The organism is Kitasatospora saccharophila, from assembly GCF_039529925.1.
GTDB lineage: Bacteria > Actinomycetota > Actinomycetes > Streptomycetales > Streptomycetaceae > Kitasatospora > Kitasatospora saccharophila.
Window position 1 is genome coordinate 1 of record NZ_BAAANS010000066.1, and the last position, 16,658, is coordinate 16,658.

General features: G+C 70.9%; 11 protein-coding genes. 2 read left to right on the plus strand and 9 right to left on the minus strand.

Annotation, left to right across the window (positions count from 1 at the left end; translation table 11 throughout):
* Positions 1-189: 189 nt before the first annotated feature.
* From ABD345_RS33330 to ABD345_RS33345, 4 genes are all read right to left on the minus strand, one after another.
* Positions 190-1,758 carry a glycoside hydrolase family 13 protein gene (locus ABD345_RS33330; RefSeq protein ID WP_344557679.1) on the minus strand — a complete coding sequence of 523 codons (1,569 nt, stop codon included), beginning with the start codon at positions 1,756-1,758 and terminating at the stop codon, positions 190-192.
* A 51-nt stretch (positions 1,759-1,809) separates the two neighbouring features.
* The gene (locus ABD345_RS33335) at positions 1,810-2,700 is read right to left on the minus strand and encodes a carbohydrate ABC transporter permease (protein ID WP_344557681.1); all 891 of its coding nucleotides are present in this window, start codon (positions 2,698-2,700) and stop codon (positions 1,810-1,812) included.
* Positions 2,701-2,702: 2 nt separating this feature from the next.
* Positions 2,703-3,650, minus strand: coding sequence for a carbohydrate ABC transporter permease (locus tag ABD345_RS33340; protein ID WP_344557683.1), 948 nt, complete (start codon positions 3,648-3,650; stop codon positions 2,703-2,705).
* A 75-nt stretch (positions 3,651-3,725) separates the two neighbouring features.
* The gene (locus ABD345_RS33345) at positions 3,726-5,153 is read right to left on the minus strand and encodes an ABC transporter substrate-binding protein (RefSeq protein WP_344557685.1); all 1,428 of its coding nucleotides are present in this window, start codon (positions 5,151-5,153) and stop codon (positions 3,726-3,728) included.
* Positions 5,154-5,390: 237 nt separating this feature from the next.
* Between ABD345_RS33345 and ABD345_RS33350 the strand changes: the two genes are divergently transcribed.
* A complete protein-coding gene (locus ABD345_RS33350) occupies positions 5,391-6,404 on the plus strand; it encodes a LacI family DNA-binding transcriptional regulator (RefSeq protein WP_344557687.1) in 1,014 nt (337 codons plus the stop codon).
* Between the two features lie 64 nt (positions 6,405-6,468).
* Here ABD345_RS33350 and ABD345_RS33355 read toward each other — a convergent pair whose 3' ends face one another.
* The 3 genes from ABD345_RS33355 to adhP form a co-directional block, all read right to left on the minus strand.
* On the minus strand, positions 6,469-10,770 hold the full coding sequence (locus ABD345_RS33355; protein ID WP_344557689.1) for a discoidin domain-containing protein: 4,302 nt from the start codon (positions 10,768-10,770) through the stop codon (positions 6,469-6,471).
* 213 nt (positions 10,771-10,983) lie between these two features.
* Positions 10,984-11,997 carry a LacI family DNA-binding transcriptional regulator gene (locus ABD345_RS33360; protein ID WP_344557691.1) on the minus strand — a complete coding sequence of 338 codons (1,014 nt, stop codon included), beginning with the start codon at positions 11,995-11,997 and terminating at the stop codon, positions 10,984-10,986.
* A gap of 124 nt (positions 11,998-12,121) precedes the next feature.
* Positions 12,122-13,135, minus strand: a complete 1,014-nt coding sequence (gene adhP / locus ABD345_RS33365) for an alcohol dehydrogenase AdhP (RefSeq protein WP_344557693.1) — start codon at positions 13,133-13,135, stop codon at positions 12,122-12,124.
* Between the two features lie 256 nt (positions 13,136-13,391).
* Here adhP and ABD345_RS33370 point away from each other — a divergent pair, with 256 nt between their 5' ends.
* Positions 13,392-14,306 carry a PAC2 family protein gene (locus ABD345_RS33370; RefSeq protein WP_344557695.1) on the plus strand — a complete coding sequence of 305 codons (915 nt, stop codon included), beginning with the start codon at positions 13,392-13,394 and terminating at the stop codon, positions 14,304-14,306.
* 167 nt (positions 14,307-14,473) lie between these two features.
* Here the strand turns inward: ABD345_RS33370 and mshC are convergent, their stop codons facing one another.
* Both mshC and ABD345_RS33380 read right to left on the minus strand, forming a co-directional pair.
* Positions 14,474-15,703 (minus strand): cysteine--1-D-myo-inosityl 2-amino-2-deoxy-alpha-D-glucopyranoside ligase, encoded by a 1,230-nt coding sequence (gene mshC / locus ABD345_RS33375; RefSeq protein ID WP_344557697.1) that lies wholly within the window; start codon positions 15,701-15,703, stop codon positions 14,474-14,476.
* Between the two features lie 89 nt (positions 15,704-15,792).
* Entirely contained in the window at positions 15,793-16,629 is an 837-nt protein-coding gene (locus ABD345_RS33380) for an SCO1664 family protein (RefSeq protein ID WP_380275611.1), read from the minus strand.
* Between the last annotated feature and the right edge of the window lie 29 nt (positions 16,630-16,658).

The window sequence follows — 16,658 nt, forward strand, 5'->3', positions numbered from 1 at the left end:
CGAGCTACCTCGCCGGCCTCCACCTTCGAGGCGCGATGATCTGGATCAAGGACCTCACCAGAATCGCCACTTGATCACGACCAAATACGCGCCCTAGCTTCGCGGGGAGGACCGCCGCGCGGAGCGTACGAGGACAGGGGCGCGCAGCAGGTCTCCCCGCGCCCCTGTCCCTCTCTTGTCTCTCTTCCCCTACCGGAGCCAGACGGCCGTGTCGGTGGGAAGCCGGCCGTCCGTGAGGGGGGCGGAGGCGAGGAGGATCTCGCCGTCGAGCGGGAGCGGCGAGGCGGAGAGGTTGACCAGGCAGCGGACGTCGCCGCGGCGGAAGGCGAGGACGCCCTCGGGGGCGTCCGGGAGCCAGCCGAACTCGCCGCGCAGTTCGCGGCGGGTGCGGATGCCCTCGCGGTAGAGGGCGAGCATCGAGGCCGGGTCGCCGTTCTGGGCCTCGACGGTGAGCGGGGCCCAGTCGAGGGGCTGCGGGAGCCAGGGGTCCTTGCCCTCGCGGGTGAAGCCGTAGGGCGGGTGGGTGCCGCTCCAGGGGAGCGGGACGCGGCAGCCGTCGCGGCCGGGGTCGGTGCCGCCGGAGCGGAAGTGCATCGGGTCCTGGAGGGTGTCCAGCGGGAGGTCCTCGACCTCGGGCAGGCCCAGTTCCTCGCCCTGGTAGAGGTAGAGCGCGCCGGGCAGCGCCATGCTGAGCAGGGCGGCGGCCCGGGCCCGGCGGCGGCCGAGGTCGAGGTCGGTGGGGGTGCCGAAGGACTTGGTGGCGAACTGGAAGCGGGTGTCCTCGCGGCCGTAGCGGGTGACGGTGCGGGTGATGTCGTGGTTGGCGAGCACCCAGGTCGCGGGGGCGCCGACGGGGGCGTGCGCGGCGAGGGTGGTGTCGATGGACTCGCGCAGCGCGGCGGCGTCCCAGGGCCGGGCCAGGAAGTCGAAGTTGAACGCGGTGTGCATCTCGTCCGGGCGCAGGTAGCGGGCGAAGCGCTCGGCGTCGGGGACCCAGATCTCGCCGATCAGGACGCGCGGCGGGCTGTAGGAGTCGGCGACGGCGCGCCAGCTGCGGTAGATCTCGTGCAGGTCGTCGCGGTCGACGTAGGGGTGCGGGCGGCCGGGTTCGACGTCGGCGAGGTCGGGGTCCTTGGTGAGCAGGCCGGCCGAGTCGATCCGGACGCCCGCGGCGCCGCGGTCGAACCAGAACCGGAGGATCTCCAGGTGCTCCTCGCGGACGGCGGGGTGGGCCCAGTTGAGGTCGGGCTGGGCGGCGGCGAACAGGTGCAGGTACCACTGGCCGTCGGGGAGGCGGGTCCAGGGGCAGCCGCCGAACTCGGACTTCCAGTCGTTGGGCGGGAGTTCGCCGTCCTCGCCGCGTCCCTCGCGGAAGTGGAACAGGTCGCGCTCGGGGCTGCCGGGGGCGGCGGCCAGGGCGGCCCGGAACCAGGGGTGCTGGTCGGAGACGTGGTTGGGGACGATGTCGACGATCGTCCGCAGGCCCAGGTCCGAGGCGTCCGCGATGAGCTGTTCGGCCTCCTCCAGGGTGCCGAAGACCGGCTCGACGCCGCGGTAGTCGGCGACGTCGTAGCCGCCGTCGGCCATCGGGGACGGGTACCAGGGGTTGAACCAGATGGCGTCCACGCCGAGTTCGGCGAGGTACGTCAGCTTCGCGCGCACTCCGGCGAGGTCCCCGATGCCGTCGCCGTTGCCGTCGGCGAAACTGCGCGGGTACACCTGGTAGATCGCCGCGTTCCGCCACCATTGCTCTGACACGGTCAGGGTTTCCTTTCAGAAGGTTGTTGGACCGGGGTCGCCTGGCGGGTCTCAGCCCTTGAGGCTACCCGCGGTGAGACCGGCCATGATGTTGCGCTGGAAGACCAGGAACAGGGCGATGGTCGGGATCGAGGCCAGGAACAGGCCGGCGATCAGGGTGTTCTGCGGCATGGAGGTGGCCGCGGTGTTGACGCCGACGTTGAGCGTCTCGTGCTCGGGCACGGTGATCAGCGGCCACAGGAAGTCCTTCCAGACCGCGACCAGGCCGAAGATCGACACCACGCCGAGGATCGGCCGGGACAGCGGCAGGACCACCGACCACAGGGTGCGCAGCGGGCCGGCCCCGTCGATGGCGGCGGCGTCCAGCAGCTCGTTCGGGATCGAGTCGAAGAACCGCTTGAGCAGGAAGACGTTGAACGCGTTGGCCACGGTGGGGAGCCAGATCACCCACGGGGTGTTCATCAGGTTCCAGTGCACCAGCGGCAGGTCGAGCACCGTCAGGTACTGCGGGATCACCAGGGCGGCGGCCGGGATCATCATCGAGGCCAGCATCATGCCGAGGATCACGTTGCCGAGGACCGGGCGCAGCTTGGACAGCGAGTAGGCGGCGGCGACGCAGAAGGTCAGCTGGAGCAGCAGGGCGCCGCCCGCGTAGACCACGGTGTTCAGCAGCAGCTGGCCCATCCCGAGCCGGTCCCACGCCTCGGTGAAGGCGTGCGTGCTGGGGTGGGAGGGGATGATCGTCGGCGGGGTCTGGACGAGTTCCTGGGAGGACTTGAAGCCGCCGGTGGCCATCCAGTAGAGCGGGCCGACGAAGACGAGGGTGGCGACGACCAGGGTCAGCACCAGGACGGTCCAGTAGGCGCGGCGGCCTCCCGGCTGGTTCAGCCGGACCGGGGAGATCAGGGTGCGGGTGGCGCTGCTTCGGACGGTCTTGCTCATCGTCACTCCTCCCCGCCCCGGCGCTCCAGCCACAGGTAGACGGCGGAGAAGGCGCCCAGTACCAGCAGCAGGACGACGCCCAGCGCGGCCGCGGTGTTGAACTTGTCGAAATTGAACGCGTAGTTGTAGAGCATGTAGACCACGGTGGTGGTGGAGCCCTGCGGGCCGCCGCCGGTGAGCACGAAGGACTCGGTGAACATCTGCATGGTCGCCACGACCTGGAGCATCAGCATCAGCGAGAGGATCAGCCGGGTCTGCGGGATGGTGACGTGCCAGATCCGGCGCAGCAGTCCGGCGCCGTCGAGTTCGGCGGCCTCGTAGAGCTCGCCGGGGATGCTCTGCAGGGCGGCCAGGTAGACCAGGGTGGCGCTGCCCATGTTGGCCCAGGTGGAGACGAGGACCAGGGAGAGCATCGCGGTGTCCGGCGAGGCCAGCCAGGACGAGGTGGGCAGGTGCAGGGCCTGCAGGATCTGGTTGAACAGGCCGTAGCCGGGGTCCATGAAGTACTTGAACAGCAGGATGCCCGCGACCGGGGGCAGCATCACGGGCAGGTAGACCAGGATGCGCAGGTAGCCCTGGGCGTGCCGGAACTCGTTGACCACCAGGGCGGTGACGAACGGTGCGAAGAAGCCGAAGAAGAGGGCGATGCCGGTGAACTCGAAGGTGTTCTTCCAGGCCGGCCAGAACTCCGGGTCGGCGAAGATCTGCCGGAAGTTGTCGAACCCGACCCAGTGGGTCTCGCCGTAGCGGACCTTCTGGAACGACATGACGATCTCACGGACCATCGGGTACCAGGTGAACAACGCGAAGCAGAGCAGCGCGCCGATCAGGAAGGCGTGGGCCCGCAGGTTGCGGGAGAGCGCCCGGCGCAGCGAGCCCGGTGTCCGGCCGCGGTTGCGGGTGCGGGCCGCTTCGGCGCCGGCGCGCCCGCGGGTCAGCGTGGTGGTCATGGGTGGTGACTCCTCGTCAGGTGGCCGGCCACCGGCCGGGCCGCGGGAGGTCGCGGCCCGGCCGGTGGCGCGGGGTCACTGGTTGGCCAGGATCTGGTTGGCCTGGGACTCGGCGGTGGCGAGCACGCTGTCGAGGTTCGCGTTGGGGTCGGTCATCGCGGCCGACATCGCGGTGTCGAGGATCTTGTAGAGCTGCTGCGCGGCCGGGGGCTCGGTGATGGACTTGGTGGGGTTCTTGACGTACGGGTCGTAGTTGCTCAGCGGCAGGTTGCCGTTGGTCTTCAGCGACTCGGTGATGGCCTGGATCTGCGCCGAGTCGGCGGACCAGAAGTAGGGCTGCGGGACGGCGATCGCGACCGGGTCCTTGCTGCTGCCCGCGAGGGTCTTGGAGCGGGCGAAGTTGAACTGGCCGGAGTCCGGGGTCTGGTACTGGAAGTTGATCCAGGCGATCTCGGCCTTGATCTGGTTCGGGGTCTGGCCCTTCTTGATGTAGTACAGGTCGCCGCCGCCGAGGCTGTTGCCGGGGCCGGTGGCGCCGGGCATCGGGCCGATGCCGTACGCCTTGGCGTCGGCGCCGAGGACCTCGATCAGGTGCTTGACGACGTCGGGGGCGCCGAGGAACATGCCGACCTTGCCGGTGGCCAGCGGCGGGAAGGCGTCGGCCCACTGGGTGACCGGGGTGGCGCTGATGCTCTGGTCGGTGAAGCGCATGTCGTGCAGGCGCTTGAGGACCTGCTTGCCCTCGGCCGAGTTGAACGCGGCCTTCTTGCCGTCGTCGGTGACCATCTTGCCGCCGAGGCTGTAGAGCTCCGAGGTGAAGTGCCAGCCGCCGGTGTTGCCGCCGGAGTAGTCCTCGTAGCCGCTGATGCCGTTGCCGAGCGCGGCGATCTTCTTCGCGGCGGCCTGCACCTCGTCCCAGGTGGTCGGCGGCTTGTCGGGGTCGAGGCCGGCCTGCTTGAACAGGTCGCGGTTGTAGATCAGGCCGGTGGTGTAGTAGTTGATCGGCAGCGCGTAGACCTTGCCGTCGACCGTCATGTTGTCCTTGACGGACGGCAGCATCGAGGAGAAGCCGGGCAGCGTCTCGTCGTTGACGTACTTGGTGATGTCCTCGGCGTCGCCGGAGTTGAGGGTGGCGTCGCGGTCGGTGAAGTAGGCGTGGAACGCGCCGGTCTCGTTGTGCGCCTTGTACTGCGCGGTCTGCTGGGCCGGAACCTCGCACTGGCCGACGTACGGCTTGGCGTTGATGGTGACGTTCGGGTACTTCGTCTTGAACAGCGCCAGGTCGTCGGCGTAGTTGGCCTTGCCCGCCGCCTGGTCCGCGCCCGGGGCGCAGTCGATGGAGATGGTGACGGTCGCGTTCGGGTCGAGCGGCTTGCCGTCCGCCACCCCGGCGGCGGCGTCCGTCTTGCCGCCGGAGGAACCGCTGCTGCACGCGGCGGTGCTCAGCAGCATGCCCGCGGCGAGAGCGACGGCGGCCATCCTGCTCGATCTGTTCAGCTTCATGCGTGTACCCCATGGGTGGGAGAGGTTTCGGGAGAGGCCGGACGAAAACCGACGTGTGAGGAACGTAGGTCCTTGAATCTCGCAACGCAAGAGGTTGACGAGAAAGTGAAAAGTTACGACTGCGCATCGACAGCCAGCGGTCGCCCCGCCAGCCGTCCCGAGCCGGACAGAACCCGACCTCAGCGTACTTGCAGCCGTCCTTGCCGCTTCTTGCTAGATTCTGTTCTACTTTTGCGCATGAAGAGCAAGCTCTCCGTGGTGGCGCACCATGTCGGAGTCAGTGAGGCCACGGTCAGCCGGGTCCTGAACGACAGACCCGGCGTCAGCACCGCCACCCGGCTCGCCGTCCTCACCGCCCTGGACGTCCTCGGCTACGAGCGGCCCACCCAGTTGCGCGGCGAACGCGCCCGGCTGATCGGCCTGGTGCTGCCCGAACTGCAGAACCCGATCTTCCCGGCGCTGGCCGAGGTGGTCGGCGGCGCGCTCGCCCAGCGCGGCTTCACCCCGCTGCTGTGCACCCGCACCGCGGGCCTGGGCGAGGCGAACCACGTCGGCGCGCTGCTCGACCAGCACGTCTCCGGGGTGGTCTTCGCCGGCGGGCACTGCGCCCAGGCCGACGCCTCGCACGAGCACTTCGCGCAACTGCGCGAGCGCGGCGTCCCGGTGGTGCTGCTGAACGCCTCGGTGGAGGAGCTGGGCTTCCCGCAGGTCGCCACCGACGACGCCGTCGCGGTGGCCCAGGCGTTCGCCCACCTGGACACCCTGGGGCACCGCCGGATCGGGCTGCTGGTGGGCCCCGAGGACCACGTGCCGTCCCGCCGCAAGCTCGCCGCCTTCACCCGCCAGTACGCCCTGCGCGGCCGCGAGCCGCGCCCGGAGTGGGTGGCGCACACCATGTTCGGCCTGGAGGGCGGCCACGCCGCCGCCGAACGGCTGCTGGAGGCCGGGGTGACCGGCGTGGTCTGCGCCAGCGACCCGCTGGCCCTGGGGGTGGTGCGGGCCGCCCGGCGGGCCGGGCTGGACGTCCCCGGCGACCTGTCGGTGATCGGCTTCGACGACTCGGTCTTCCTCAACTGCACCCGGCCGCCGCTGACCACCGTCCGGCAGCCGATCGAGGCGATCGGCCGGACGGCGGTCTCGCTGCTGGCCGGCCAGATCGACGGCGCTCCGGCGGCCCCGGGCGAGCTGCTGTTCGAGCCCGAGCTGGTCGTCCGGGGCTCCACCGGCCCGGCCCCGCAGCGGCCCGCCTGACCGCTCCCGGGCACGACGAAGAGGGCGGGCGCCCGGGGCGCCCGCCCTTCCCGCGTGCGGGGTGCTACGGGTTGACCGTGATGTGCATGGTCGAGGTGGTGTTCTGGATGTCCTTGTAGTTGTTGCTCAGCGTCAGGTGGTTGAAGGTCACGTTGCCGACCGCCGGGCCCTGGCCCGACTCCGGCATCTCGTTGGCCCAGATGCCGTACCCGGACTTGGCGTCGAGGGCGTCACCGCTCTTCTGCGCCCCGCTGATCGACACGTTGGTGAAGACGGTGTCGGTGATCGGGTTCTGCGGCTGGCCGCCCGAGTAGTTGGTCTGGAACATGATGCCGCTGTAGGTCGGGTCGACGATGTCCACGTCGCTCACCCGGATGCCCTGGAACACCTTGGAGGCGGAGAACACCCAGATCGCCGGGAAGACCTGCTGGCCCCAGAAGTGGCCGCCGGCCCGCACGAGCGAGATGTTCTGCAGGTTGGTGGTGGGCGAGGCCCCGAAGCCGTTCATCGGGTAGCCGAAGTCCAGCGAGGAGATGGTGATGCCCGAGTAGCAGAGGGTGTCCGCGATGTAGATGTTGCGGAAGGTGTTGGCGTAGCCGCCGTACACCGCCACGCCCGCCGCGCGCCAGGTCAGGATCGAGGTGAGGTTCTGGAAGACGTTGTTCTTCTCGTCCGCGCCGCCCGCGTCGATCGCGGAGAACAGCGCGAAGGAGTCGTCACCGGTGGCCCGGGCCTCGTTGTTGGAGACCAGGTTGTCGGTGGAGCCGTTGGTCATGTTGATGCCGTCGGCGAAGGTGTCCCGGATCCGCGAGTTGGTGATCGTCATGAAGTCCGTGTTGGCACCCCAGTACATGCAGACCATGTGCTCGGTCCAGATGTTGTCGATCGTGATGTTCGCGACGTTGGAGAAGTCGAACACCTTGCCCGGGCCGTCGATCCGCGAGGTGTAGTTGCCGAAGTAGGCGAACCCGCTGAAGGTCGAGCCGTTGGCGGTGGCCTCGGCCCGGAAGCCGACGTCGGTGTTGGACTGGCTGGTCGGGGCGTAGAACCGGGTGAACCACGGGCCGGCGCCGACCACCTTCACCGGCTTGCCGTAGACCTGGAACTTGCTGGCGGTCTGGTAGTCGCCCGCGGGCAGGTAGACGCCGACCAGGGTGCCGGTGGTGTCCATCCGGACCTTGTCCAGGGCCGCCTGCACGTCCTGGTGCGCGAAGCCGGTCGGGACCACGTACTTGGCCGGGTCCGGGTTGGCGACCTGGGTGGCCTGCTCCAGGCTGACGAAGTCGATCGCGTACTGCGAGGTGTTCGCCGAGTCCTTCTGCAGCTTGATCTTGTGACCGGCCGGGACGGTGGTGCCCAGCAGGACGTTGGCCTCGTCGTAGATGTGCCGCGGGCTGCCGGCGCTCGGGCCGTTGCCGGGGCTGGTCTCCGAGCCGTACAGCCAGGCGTACTTGGAGGTCAGGTCGATCGACTTGAGGAAGGTTCCGTCCACGTAGACGTTCAGGGTGGCGCTGGTGCCGTCGCCGCCCGCCGCGTCCGGGATGGAGAACCGGGTGACCAGGGTGTTGGTCGAGGACTTGGTGGTGAACTCCACCGAGGAGCCGGTGGTGTTCAGCGTGACGGCCTTGCGGCCGGACGCCTCGCCCGCGACGTCGCCGATGGTGCGGTTGGGGCCGACCACCTGGGCGCCGCCGCCGAGCACGCCGTCCTCGGCCTCGTAGTTGTCGAACGGCATGTTGGCGCCGCGGCCGACGTAGAGCGACTGGGTGCTGGTGTTGTTGGCCTGCTTGACCGGCAGCTCGTTGCCGTCGTTGGCGATGACCGTCTTGATCGTGTAGCGGCCGTTGGCGGCGGTCCAGCTGCCCAGCGAGACCGGGCTGCCGGTGGCGCCGGGCGCCAGGGTGCCGGTGTACGCGCCGGTCAGGGTCTTCAGCACGGTGCCGGTGGTGGCGTCCGCGACGGTGACCGTGATGCCGTGGCTGCCGGACGAACTGGCCACCGTGCCCTGGTTCTTGACCGCGACGGTGAAGTTCACCGCGCTGCCGTCGGCCGGGTTGGAGGGCGACCAGGTCGACGGGGCGGCGACCAGGTCGGAGGAGGCGACCTGGTTGACCGTCAAGGCGCTCGCGGCGGTGAACGAGTTGTTGGTCTCGTCCTGCTCGATGACCTTGTTGTCCTCGTCGACCTTCGCGGTCAGCTGGTAGCTGCCCGCGTTCTGCGCCGGGATCTGCGCGGTCACGGTGGTGGAGGCACCGGCCGCGAGGGCACCGACGTTGGCCGAGCCGACCTTGGTGGCGCCCAGGTAGAAGTTGACCGAGGTGGCACCGGAGGCGTTGGTGCCGGTGTTCTTCACCACCGCCGACAGGGTCGGGGTGTCGGTCTCCACCGGGGTGGCCGGGTTGCTGCTCACCGAGGTGACGGTCAGGTCCGGGTTGGGGGCCGGGACGCCGATCACCTGGAACTCGGCGGCCTGGCCGCCGCTGGAGCCGGAGTTGGTGGTGAACTTCAGCTGCACGTCGGCGACGGTCGCCGACACCGGGATGGTGACGGTGTTGCCGCTCGCCGGGTCGAAGCTGTAGCTCTGCGCCGGGACGAGGGTGCTGAAGCCGCTCGCGCTCTGCTCGCGGCCGTCCACCTCGATGGTCTGGGTGCGGGCGCCCCACGCCGAGGCCGGGTTCAGCTTGACGACCACCGCGCTGGTGGTCGCGTTCGCGCCCAGCTTCACCGCGAGGGTGCTCGGGTAGCTGCCCGCCGCGCTCTCCCAGTAGGTGGAGGTGTCGTTGTCGTTGGCGTTGGTCGCCACGAAGGTGAAGGTCGACGAGGAGGCCGAGATCGGCTTGCCCGCCGCCAGGTTGGTGCCGGTGCCGCCGCCGCTGCCGGTGCGCACCACCGTGTTGGAGGCCGCGGAGACGTTGCCCGCCGCGTCCTTCGCCTTCACGTAGTACGAGACGGTCGCGGTGTCCGGCTGGCTGTCGGTGTACGTCAGGGTGGTGCCGCTGACGCTGCCGCGCAGCGCGCCGTTGGCGTACACGTCGTAGCCGGTGACGCCGGTGTTGTCGCTGGCGGCGCCCCAGGTCAGCTTGACCTGCCCGGCGGCGGGCGAGCTGTACGCCAGGTTGGCCGGGGCGCTGGGCGCCTGGGTGTCGCCGGACTGGCCGGCGCGGGTGACGGTGTTGGAGGCCGCGGACTGGTTGCCCGCCGCGTCCTTCGCCTTGACGTAGTACGACACCGTCTCGCTGTCGGAGCGGCTGTCGGTGTACGTCAGGGTGGTGCCGGACACCGAGGTGAGCAGCGCGCCGTTGGCGTACACGTCGTAGCCGGTGACGCCGGTGTTGTCGCTGGCGGCGCCCCAGGTCAGCTTGACCTGGCCGGCGGCGGGCGAGGTGTACGCCAGGTTGGCCGGGGCGGTGGGGGCCTGGGTGTCGCCGGAGGTCGGGCCGTACGCCTCGAACTCGGAGAGCTGGCCGGCCGGCCAGGCGGTGTTGGCGGTGAAGGTCAGCCGCAGGTAGCGGGTGGTGGTGGTCGCCAGGTTGACGGTCACCGCGTTGCCCGCCGCCGGGTCGAACACGTAGTTGGCGGAGGCCACCAGGTCGGTGAAGTTGCTGCCGTCGGTGGAGCCCTGGACCTTGAGCGTCTCGGTCCGCTTGTCCCAGCCGGCCGGCAGCTTCAGCACCAGCTTGTTGACCGGGACGGCGGAGCCCAGGTCGCCCTGGATCCACTGCGGGAAGGCGTTGTTGGCGCTCTCCCAGTAGGTGGCCTGGTTGCCGTCGCCGACGTTGCCCGCCACGTAGTTCTGCGAGGTGCCGCCGGCCGTGAAGGTGCGCCCGGCCAGCAGGTTCGCCGACGCGGAGGTGGCGCCGTAGACCTCGAACTCGGAGATCTGGGCGGCCTGCCAGCCGGTGTTGGCGGTGACGTTGACCCGCACGTGGCGGGCGCTGGTGGCTCCGAAGGAGATCGTCACCTTGTCGCCGGAGGCCGGGTCGAAGGTGTAGTTCGCCGAGGAGGCGATGGTGGAGAAGTTGCTGCCGTCGGTGGAGCCGAGCACGCTGAGCGTCTCGGTCCGGGCGCCCCAGGAGGAGGGGACCTTCAGCACCACCGTGTCGACGGAGGCCGCCGCGCCCAGGTCCACCTGGACCCACTGCGCGGAGGAGATGCCGTTGGACTCCCAGTAGCTGTCCTGGCTGCCGTCGTTGACGTTGGCCGCCGCGAACGTGCCGTTGGTGCTGGAGGCGGTGACGGTCTTGCCGAGCGCCAGGTTGGGGCCTCCGGCCGCCTGTGCCGCCGGGAGGAGGGGCCCGGCGAGCAGGAGCATTCCCAGCGTGGCCGACGACGCCGTCAGCCTCGCGGTTATGCGCTTCGATCTCATGACGTCCCTTCATAAGGTCGAGAAGATGACAATCTTCTGTCCATCTTTTGCGTGATGGCAGCCAAGAGTTACAGCGGCGCTACGAGCATGTCAACGGATCGGTGCAAGCGTGCGCATACGAAAAGCGGGCGGGCACCGAAGTGCCCGCCCGCTCGGCGGTCCTGTCGTGGCGCCCCGTCAGGGGCCCGCTACCTGCTGCTGATCAGCCCTTCCTCAACTCCGCTCGCGGGCCGGCGCGGTCGATCCGCGCACCACCAGCTCCGGCTCGAACAGCAGCTCGTCGTGGGTGACCCGGACCCCGGCGATCTCACCGACCAGCAGGTCCACCACCGCGCGGCCCATCGCCTCGATCGGCTGCCGGACGGTGGTCAGCGGCGGGTCGGTGCACATCATGAACGAGGAGTCGTCGTACCCGACCACCGACACGTCGTCCGGCACCGCGAGCCCGGCCCGGCGCACCGCGCGGACCGCGCCCAGCGCCAGCGGGTCGCTCGCGCAGACCACGCCGGTGACGCCCTGGCGCAGCAGCCGGGTGGTGGCCGCCTGGCCGCCCTCCAGGCTGAACAGCGCCCGCTCCACGTGCTGGTCCGGCAGGTCGAGGCCCAGTTTGGCCACCACCGCCCGCGCCGCGGCCAGCTTGCGCTGCGAGGGCATGTGGTCCAGCGGGCCGAGCACCAGGCCGATCTTGGTGTGCCCCAGCTGCCGCAGGTGGCCGAACGCCTGCTCGACCGCCACCGCGTCGTCGCAGGACACCCGGGGGAAGTCCAGGTGCTCGATCGCCGCGTTCAGCAGCACGGTGGGCAGGCTGCGCTCGGCCAGCCGCTGGTAGTGGTCGTGCGGGGCGTCCCCCTGCGCGTACAGGCCGCCGAAGAAGACCACGCCGGAGACGTGCTGCTCCAGCAGCAGGTCGACGTAGTCGGCCTCGGAGACCCCGCCCGCGGTCTGGGTGCACAGCACCGGGGTGAAGCCCTGGCCGGCCAGCGCGCCGCCCACCGCCTCGGCGAACGCCGGGAAGATCGGGTTGCCCAGCTCCGGCAGGACCAGCCCGATCAGCCGGGCGCGCTCCCCGCGCAACTGGGTGGGCCGCTCGTAACCGAGCACGTCGAGGGCGGTGAGCACGGCCGCCCTGGTCGCTTCGGAGACACCGGGCTTCTCGTTCAGCACCCGGCTGACGGTCGCCTCGCTGACCCCGACCTTCTTCGCCACCTCGGCAAGTCGTCGTGTCATGCGCTGAGTGTACGACAGAAAACGCAAGCCGCTTGCGTTGATTTGCAGAAGAGGACGGAACCGGTCGGTTCCGCCCTCCGCCCTCCGTCTTCCGTCCTCACGCCGACCGCCGACCGCCGCCGGGTCAGCGCAGGTCGAACACCAGCCGGGCCGAGACCTTGCCGGCCAGCACCTCCTCGAAGCAGGCGTTGACGTCCTCCAGCCTGCGGGTCTCCCGGATCACCGTGGTCCGGCCCAGCTGGTGCAGCCGGAACACCTCCGCGAGGTCCTCCCGGGTGCCGACGATCGAGCCGACCACCTTCGTCCCGTTGAGCACCGTGTCGAACACCGGCAGGGTCAGCTCGCCCCCGGCGGGCAGCGCGACCAGGACCAGCGTGCCGCCGCGGCGCAGCGAGTCGTAGGCGGCCCGGAAGGAGGCGTTGGAGACGGCCAGCGAGACCGCCGCGTCCGCACCGCCGAGCTTCTGCACCTCGTGCGCGACGTCCTGGGTGCGGGCGTCGATCACGTGGTCGGCGCCGAGCTCCTTCGCCAGCTTCAGCTTGTCGTCGGTGATGTCGACCGCGACGGTCTCGGCGCCGAAGATCCGCGCGTACTGCAGCGCCAGGTGGCCGAGGCCGCCGATGCCGGAGATCAGCACCCGGGTGCCCGGCCGGGCGCCGGAGAGCTTGACCGCCTTGTACGTGGTGACGCCCGCGCAGGACAGCGGGGCGGCGTCCATCGGGTCGACGCCGTCCGGCACCGGGACGACGTAGTCGCCGTGCGCCAGCGCGTACTGGGCGTAGGCGCCGTCCACCGAGTAGCCGGAGTTGTGCTGGCTGAGGCAGAGCGTCTCCCAGCCGGTCACGCAGTAGTCGCACCGGCCGCAGGCGTCGGCCAGCCACGGGATGGCCACCCGCTCGCCGACCTTGACGTGCCGGACGTCCGCCCCGGCCGCCTCCACGATGCCGACGCCCTCGTGACCGGGCACGAACGGCGGGGACGGCTTGACCGGCCAGTCGCCGTGCGCGGCGTGGATGTCGGTGTGGCACAGGCCGGAGCACTCGATCCGCACCAGCACCTGGTGCGGCTGCGGGGCGGGCACCTCGCGCTCCTCGATCTCCAGCGGCTTGGTGAAGTCCCGGACGACGGCTGCCTTCATGTCCTTCTCTCCTCGCAGACCGAACGATGCTGACAAAAGTGGATGAATCCCCCGGAACAGCCTGCTGGTTCCGCGTTCGAATCGCGAACGGACGCGCCGTGGGGGCGGACCCGACCGGCCCCGGCCGGGCCGTCGGCCGACGCCACTACGCTTGGGCACCTCACCCGGCCCACGGGGGCATTCAATGCCCGTAGGCTGGGCAGTAAGGGACCACGGGGGCGGCAGAGCCCCCACCACTGACGGAGGGAGATGCCGGGTGATCGAGCTGGAAGACCTTCCCGAGTTGATCGACCCGGTGATGATCTGCGCCTTCGAGGGCTGGAACGACGCCGGCGACGCGGCCTCCGCAGCGCTCGGGCACCTCGACGAGACCTGGGGCGGCAAGGTGTTCGCCGCGCTCGACGCCGAGGACTACTACGACTTCCAGGTCAACCGGCCCACCATCTGGCTCGACGGCGGCGTCCGCCGGATCACCTGGCCCACCACCCGGCTCTCGGTGGTCCGGGTCACCGAACCCAAGCCGCGGGACCTGGTGCTGGTCCGCGGCATCGAGCCCAGCATGCGCTGGCGCTCCTACTGCAACGAACTGCTGGGCTTCGCCCACGAGCTGGGCGTCGAACTGGTGGTGATCCTGGGCGCGCTGCTCGGCGACACCCCGCACACCCGGCCCGTCCCGGTCTCCGGCGTCACCTCGGACGCCACGGTGGCCCGCTCGCTCGACCTGGAGGAGAGCCGCTACGAGGGCCCCACCGGCATCGTGGGCGTCCTCCAGGAGGCCTGCGCGCACGCCGGCGTCCCCGCGGTGACCTTCTGGGCCGCCGTCCCGCACTACGTCTCGCAGCCGCCCAACCCGAAGGCCACCCTCGCCCTGATCAACAAGGTCGAGGACCTGCTGGACCTGCGCATCCCGCCGGGCGAACTGGCCGACGACGCCCGGGCCTGGCAGCTCGGGGTCGACCAGCTCGCCGCGGAGGACTCCGAAGTCGCGGAGTACGTGCAGCAGTTGGAGGAGGCGCAGGACACCGCGGAACTGCCGGAAGCCTCCGGGGACGCGATCGCCCGGGAGTTCGAGCGCTACCTGCGGCGGCGGGACAATCAGGGGCCGACGGGCGAGAAGCCGATCACCGGCGGTCATGCGACCGAGCGGCCGAAGGACGAGGACGAGGAGTAGGCGCTCCGCGCGCAGCGAGACGCGCAGCGTGGATCGGCCCCAGGAGGGTGGTGCTCTCCTGGGGCCGATCTTGCTGTGAGTGCGTGGTGGCTCGCGCGGTTCCCCGCGCCCCTGGCGGGGCGCGGGGGTTGAGGGGACGGCAGAAACCGCGTCCCTGCCCCGCAGGGTTACAGGGCCACGCCGAGCAGGGCGTCGACGGTGCGGGAGACCAGGCCCGGGGCGCCGGTGTCCTCGCCGCCCTCGGTGCGGGCGGTGGCGGCCCAGCGGTCGACGGCGGCCAGGGCGGCCGGGGCGTCGAGGTCGTCGGCGAGGGCGGCGCGGACCTCGGCGAGCAGGGCCTCGGCGGGCGGGCCGTCGGGGCGGGAGACCGCGGAGCGCCAGGTGGCCAGGCGGTCCAGGGCGGTGTCCAGGTCCGCGGCGGTCCACTCCCAGTCGCTGCGGTAGTGGTGGGCGAGCAGGGCGAGCCGGATCGCGGCCGGGTCGACGCCGTCGCGGCGCAGCGCCGAGACGAAGACCAGGTTGCCGCGCGACTTGGACATCTTGTGCCCGTCCAGGCCGACCATGCCCGCGTGCACGTAGGCCCGGGCGTAGGGGTGCTCGCCGAGGGCGACCTGGGCGTGCGCGGCGCCCATCTCGTGGTGCGGGAAGGACAGGTCGCTGCCGCCGCCCTGGATGTCGAAGTCCATGCCGAGGAACTCCAGCGCGATGGCCACGCACTCGATGTGCCAGCCGGGGCGGCCGCGGCCGAGCTCGGTCTCCCAGGCGGGCTCGCCGGGGCGGGCGGAGAGCCAGAGCAGCGCGTCCAGCGGGTTCTTCTTGCCGGTGCGCTCGGGGTCGCCGCCGCGCTCGGCGAAGACCGGGAGCATCTGCTCGCGGGTGAGGCCGGAGACCTCGCCGAAGCGCGGGTCGGACTCGACCGAGAAGTAGACGTCGCCGTCGAGCTCGTAGGCGGCGCCGGAGGCGAGCAGGCGCTGCACCAGCGGGACGATCCACGGGATGGACTCGACGGCGCCGACGTAGTGCGCGGGCGGGAGCATCCGCAGCGCGGTCATGTCCTCGCGGAACAGCGCGGTCTCGCGCTCGGCGAGCTCGGTCCAGTCCTGGCCGGTGGCGACGGCGCGCTCCAGCAGCGGGTCGTCGACGTCGGTGACGTTCTGGACGTAGAGGACGTCGTGGCCGCCGTCCTTCCAGACCCGCTGGACCAGGTCGAAGGTGTTGTAGGTGGCTGCGTGGCCCAGGTGGGTCGCGTCGTAGGGGGTGATGCCGCAGGCGTAGAGCCGGGCGGTCGGGCCGGTGGGCACGACTTCTCGGACACTGCTGGTGGCGGTGTCGTAAATGCGCAGGGGGAGCCCCTGACCGGGCAGGGCGGGAACCTCGGAGGCGGGCCAGGCATGCATGGGACCGACTCTAACCTTGCGATCATTTGAAAGACCAACCTACGGACGCGATCGGCCTGAATCGATTCGTCCTCGGTTTCGGATCGGTATCAGACCGGCGGCCAGGGAATAGAAGGCCACTCCCGTGACGGCAGCGGATGCCTCCCGGCGGCCCGCAGCGCGGCCGTCCGGGCCTTCAGCGCCGTCAGCTCACCCGGTGTCAGGTGCGGGCGCAGCCGCTCGCCCAGCGGGCCCTCCAGGGCCGCGGCGAGCCGCTCCAGGACGTCGAGCGCCTCGGCGGTGAGCGGCTGTTCGGCCCAGCCCCAGAGCAGGGTGCGCAGCTTCGGCTCGGTGTGGAAGGTGACGCCGTGGTCGATGCCGTAGATCCGGCCGTCGGCGGCGGGCAGCCAGTGGCCGCCCTTGCGGTCGGCGTTGTTCAGGAGGGCGTCCAGCACGGCGAGGCGGCGCAGCCGGGCGTCGTCGCGGTGCACCAGCCAGGCCTGGCGGCCGCCGCCGACCTCGGCCCGGACCACGGGCAGCCAGCCCTCCCGGACGCCGTCCAGCGGCTGCAGGTCGAGCAGCTCGGGGGCGTCCGGGTCGGGCTCGATCCACAGCTGCGCCATGCCGGGCCCGGCCGGGCCGTCGCGCAGCACGGTGGGCGGGACGAGGTGCCAGCCGGTGGCGGCGGAGAGCTCGTGCGCGGCGGTCTCCCGGCCGGCCAGGGTGCCGTCGGGGAAGTCCCACAGCGGGCGCTCCCCCGCGACGGGCTTGTAGACGCACGGGGCGGTGAGGCCGTCCAGCTCGACCGTGCAGTAGAGGACGGCGTTGGAGGCGTCGGTGACCCGGCCGTGCACGGCGAGGGCGCCCTCGCGCAGCAGGGTGAGCGCGGTGGCGGGGTCGGCGGCCAGCGCGGCGCTGGTGGCCGGGTCGGTGGCGGGGGCGTCCACCGGTGCGCCCTCCCCCGCCGCTTCCTCGT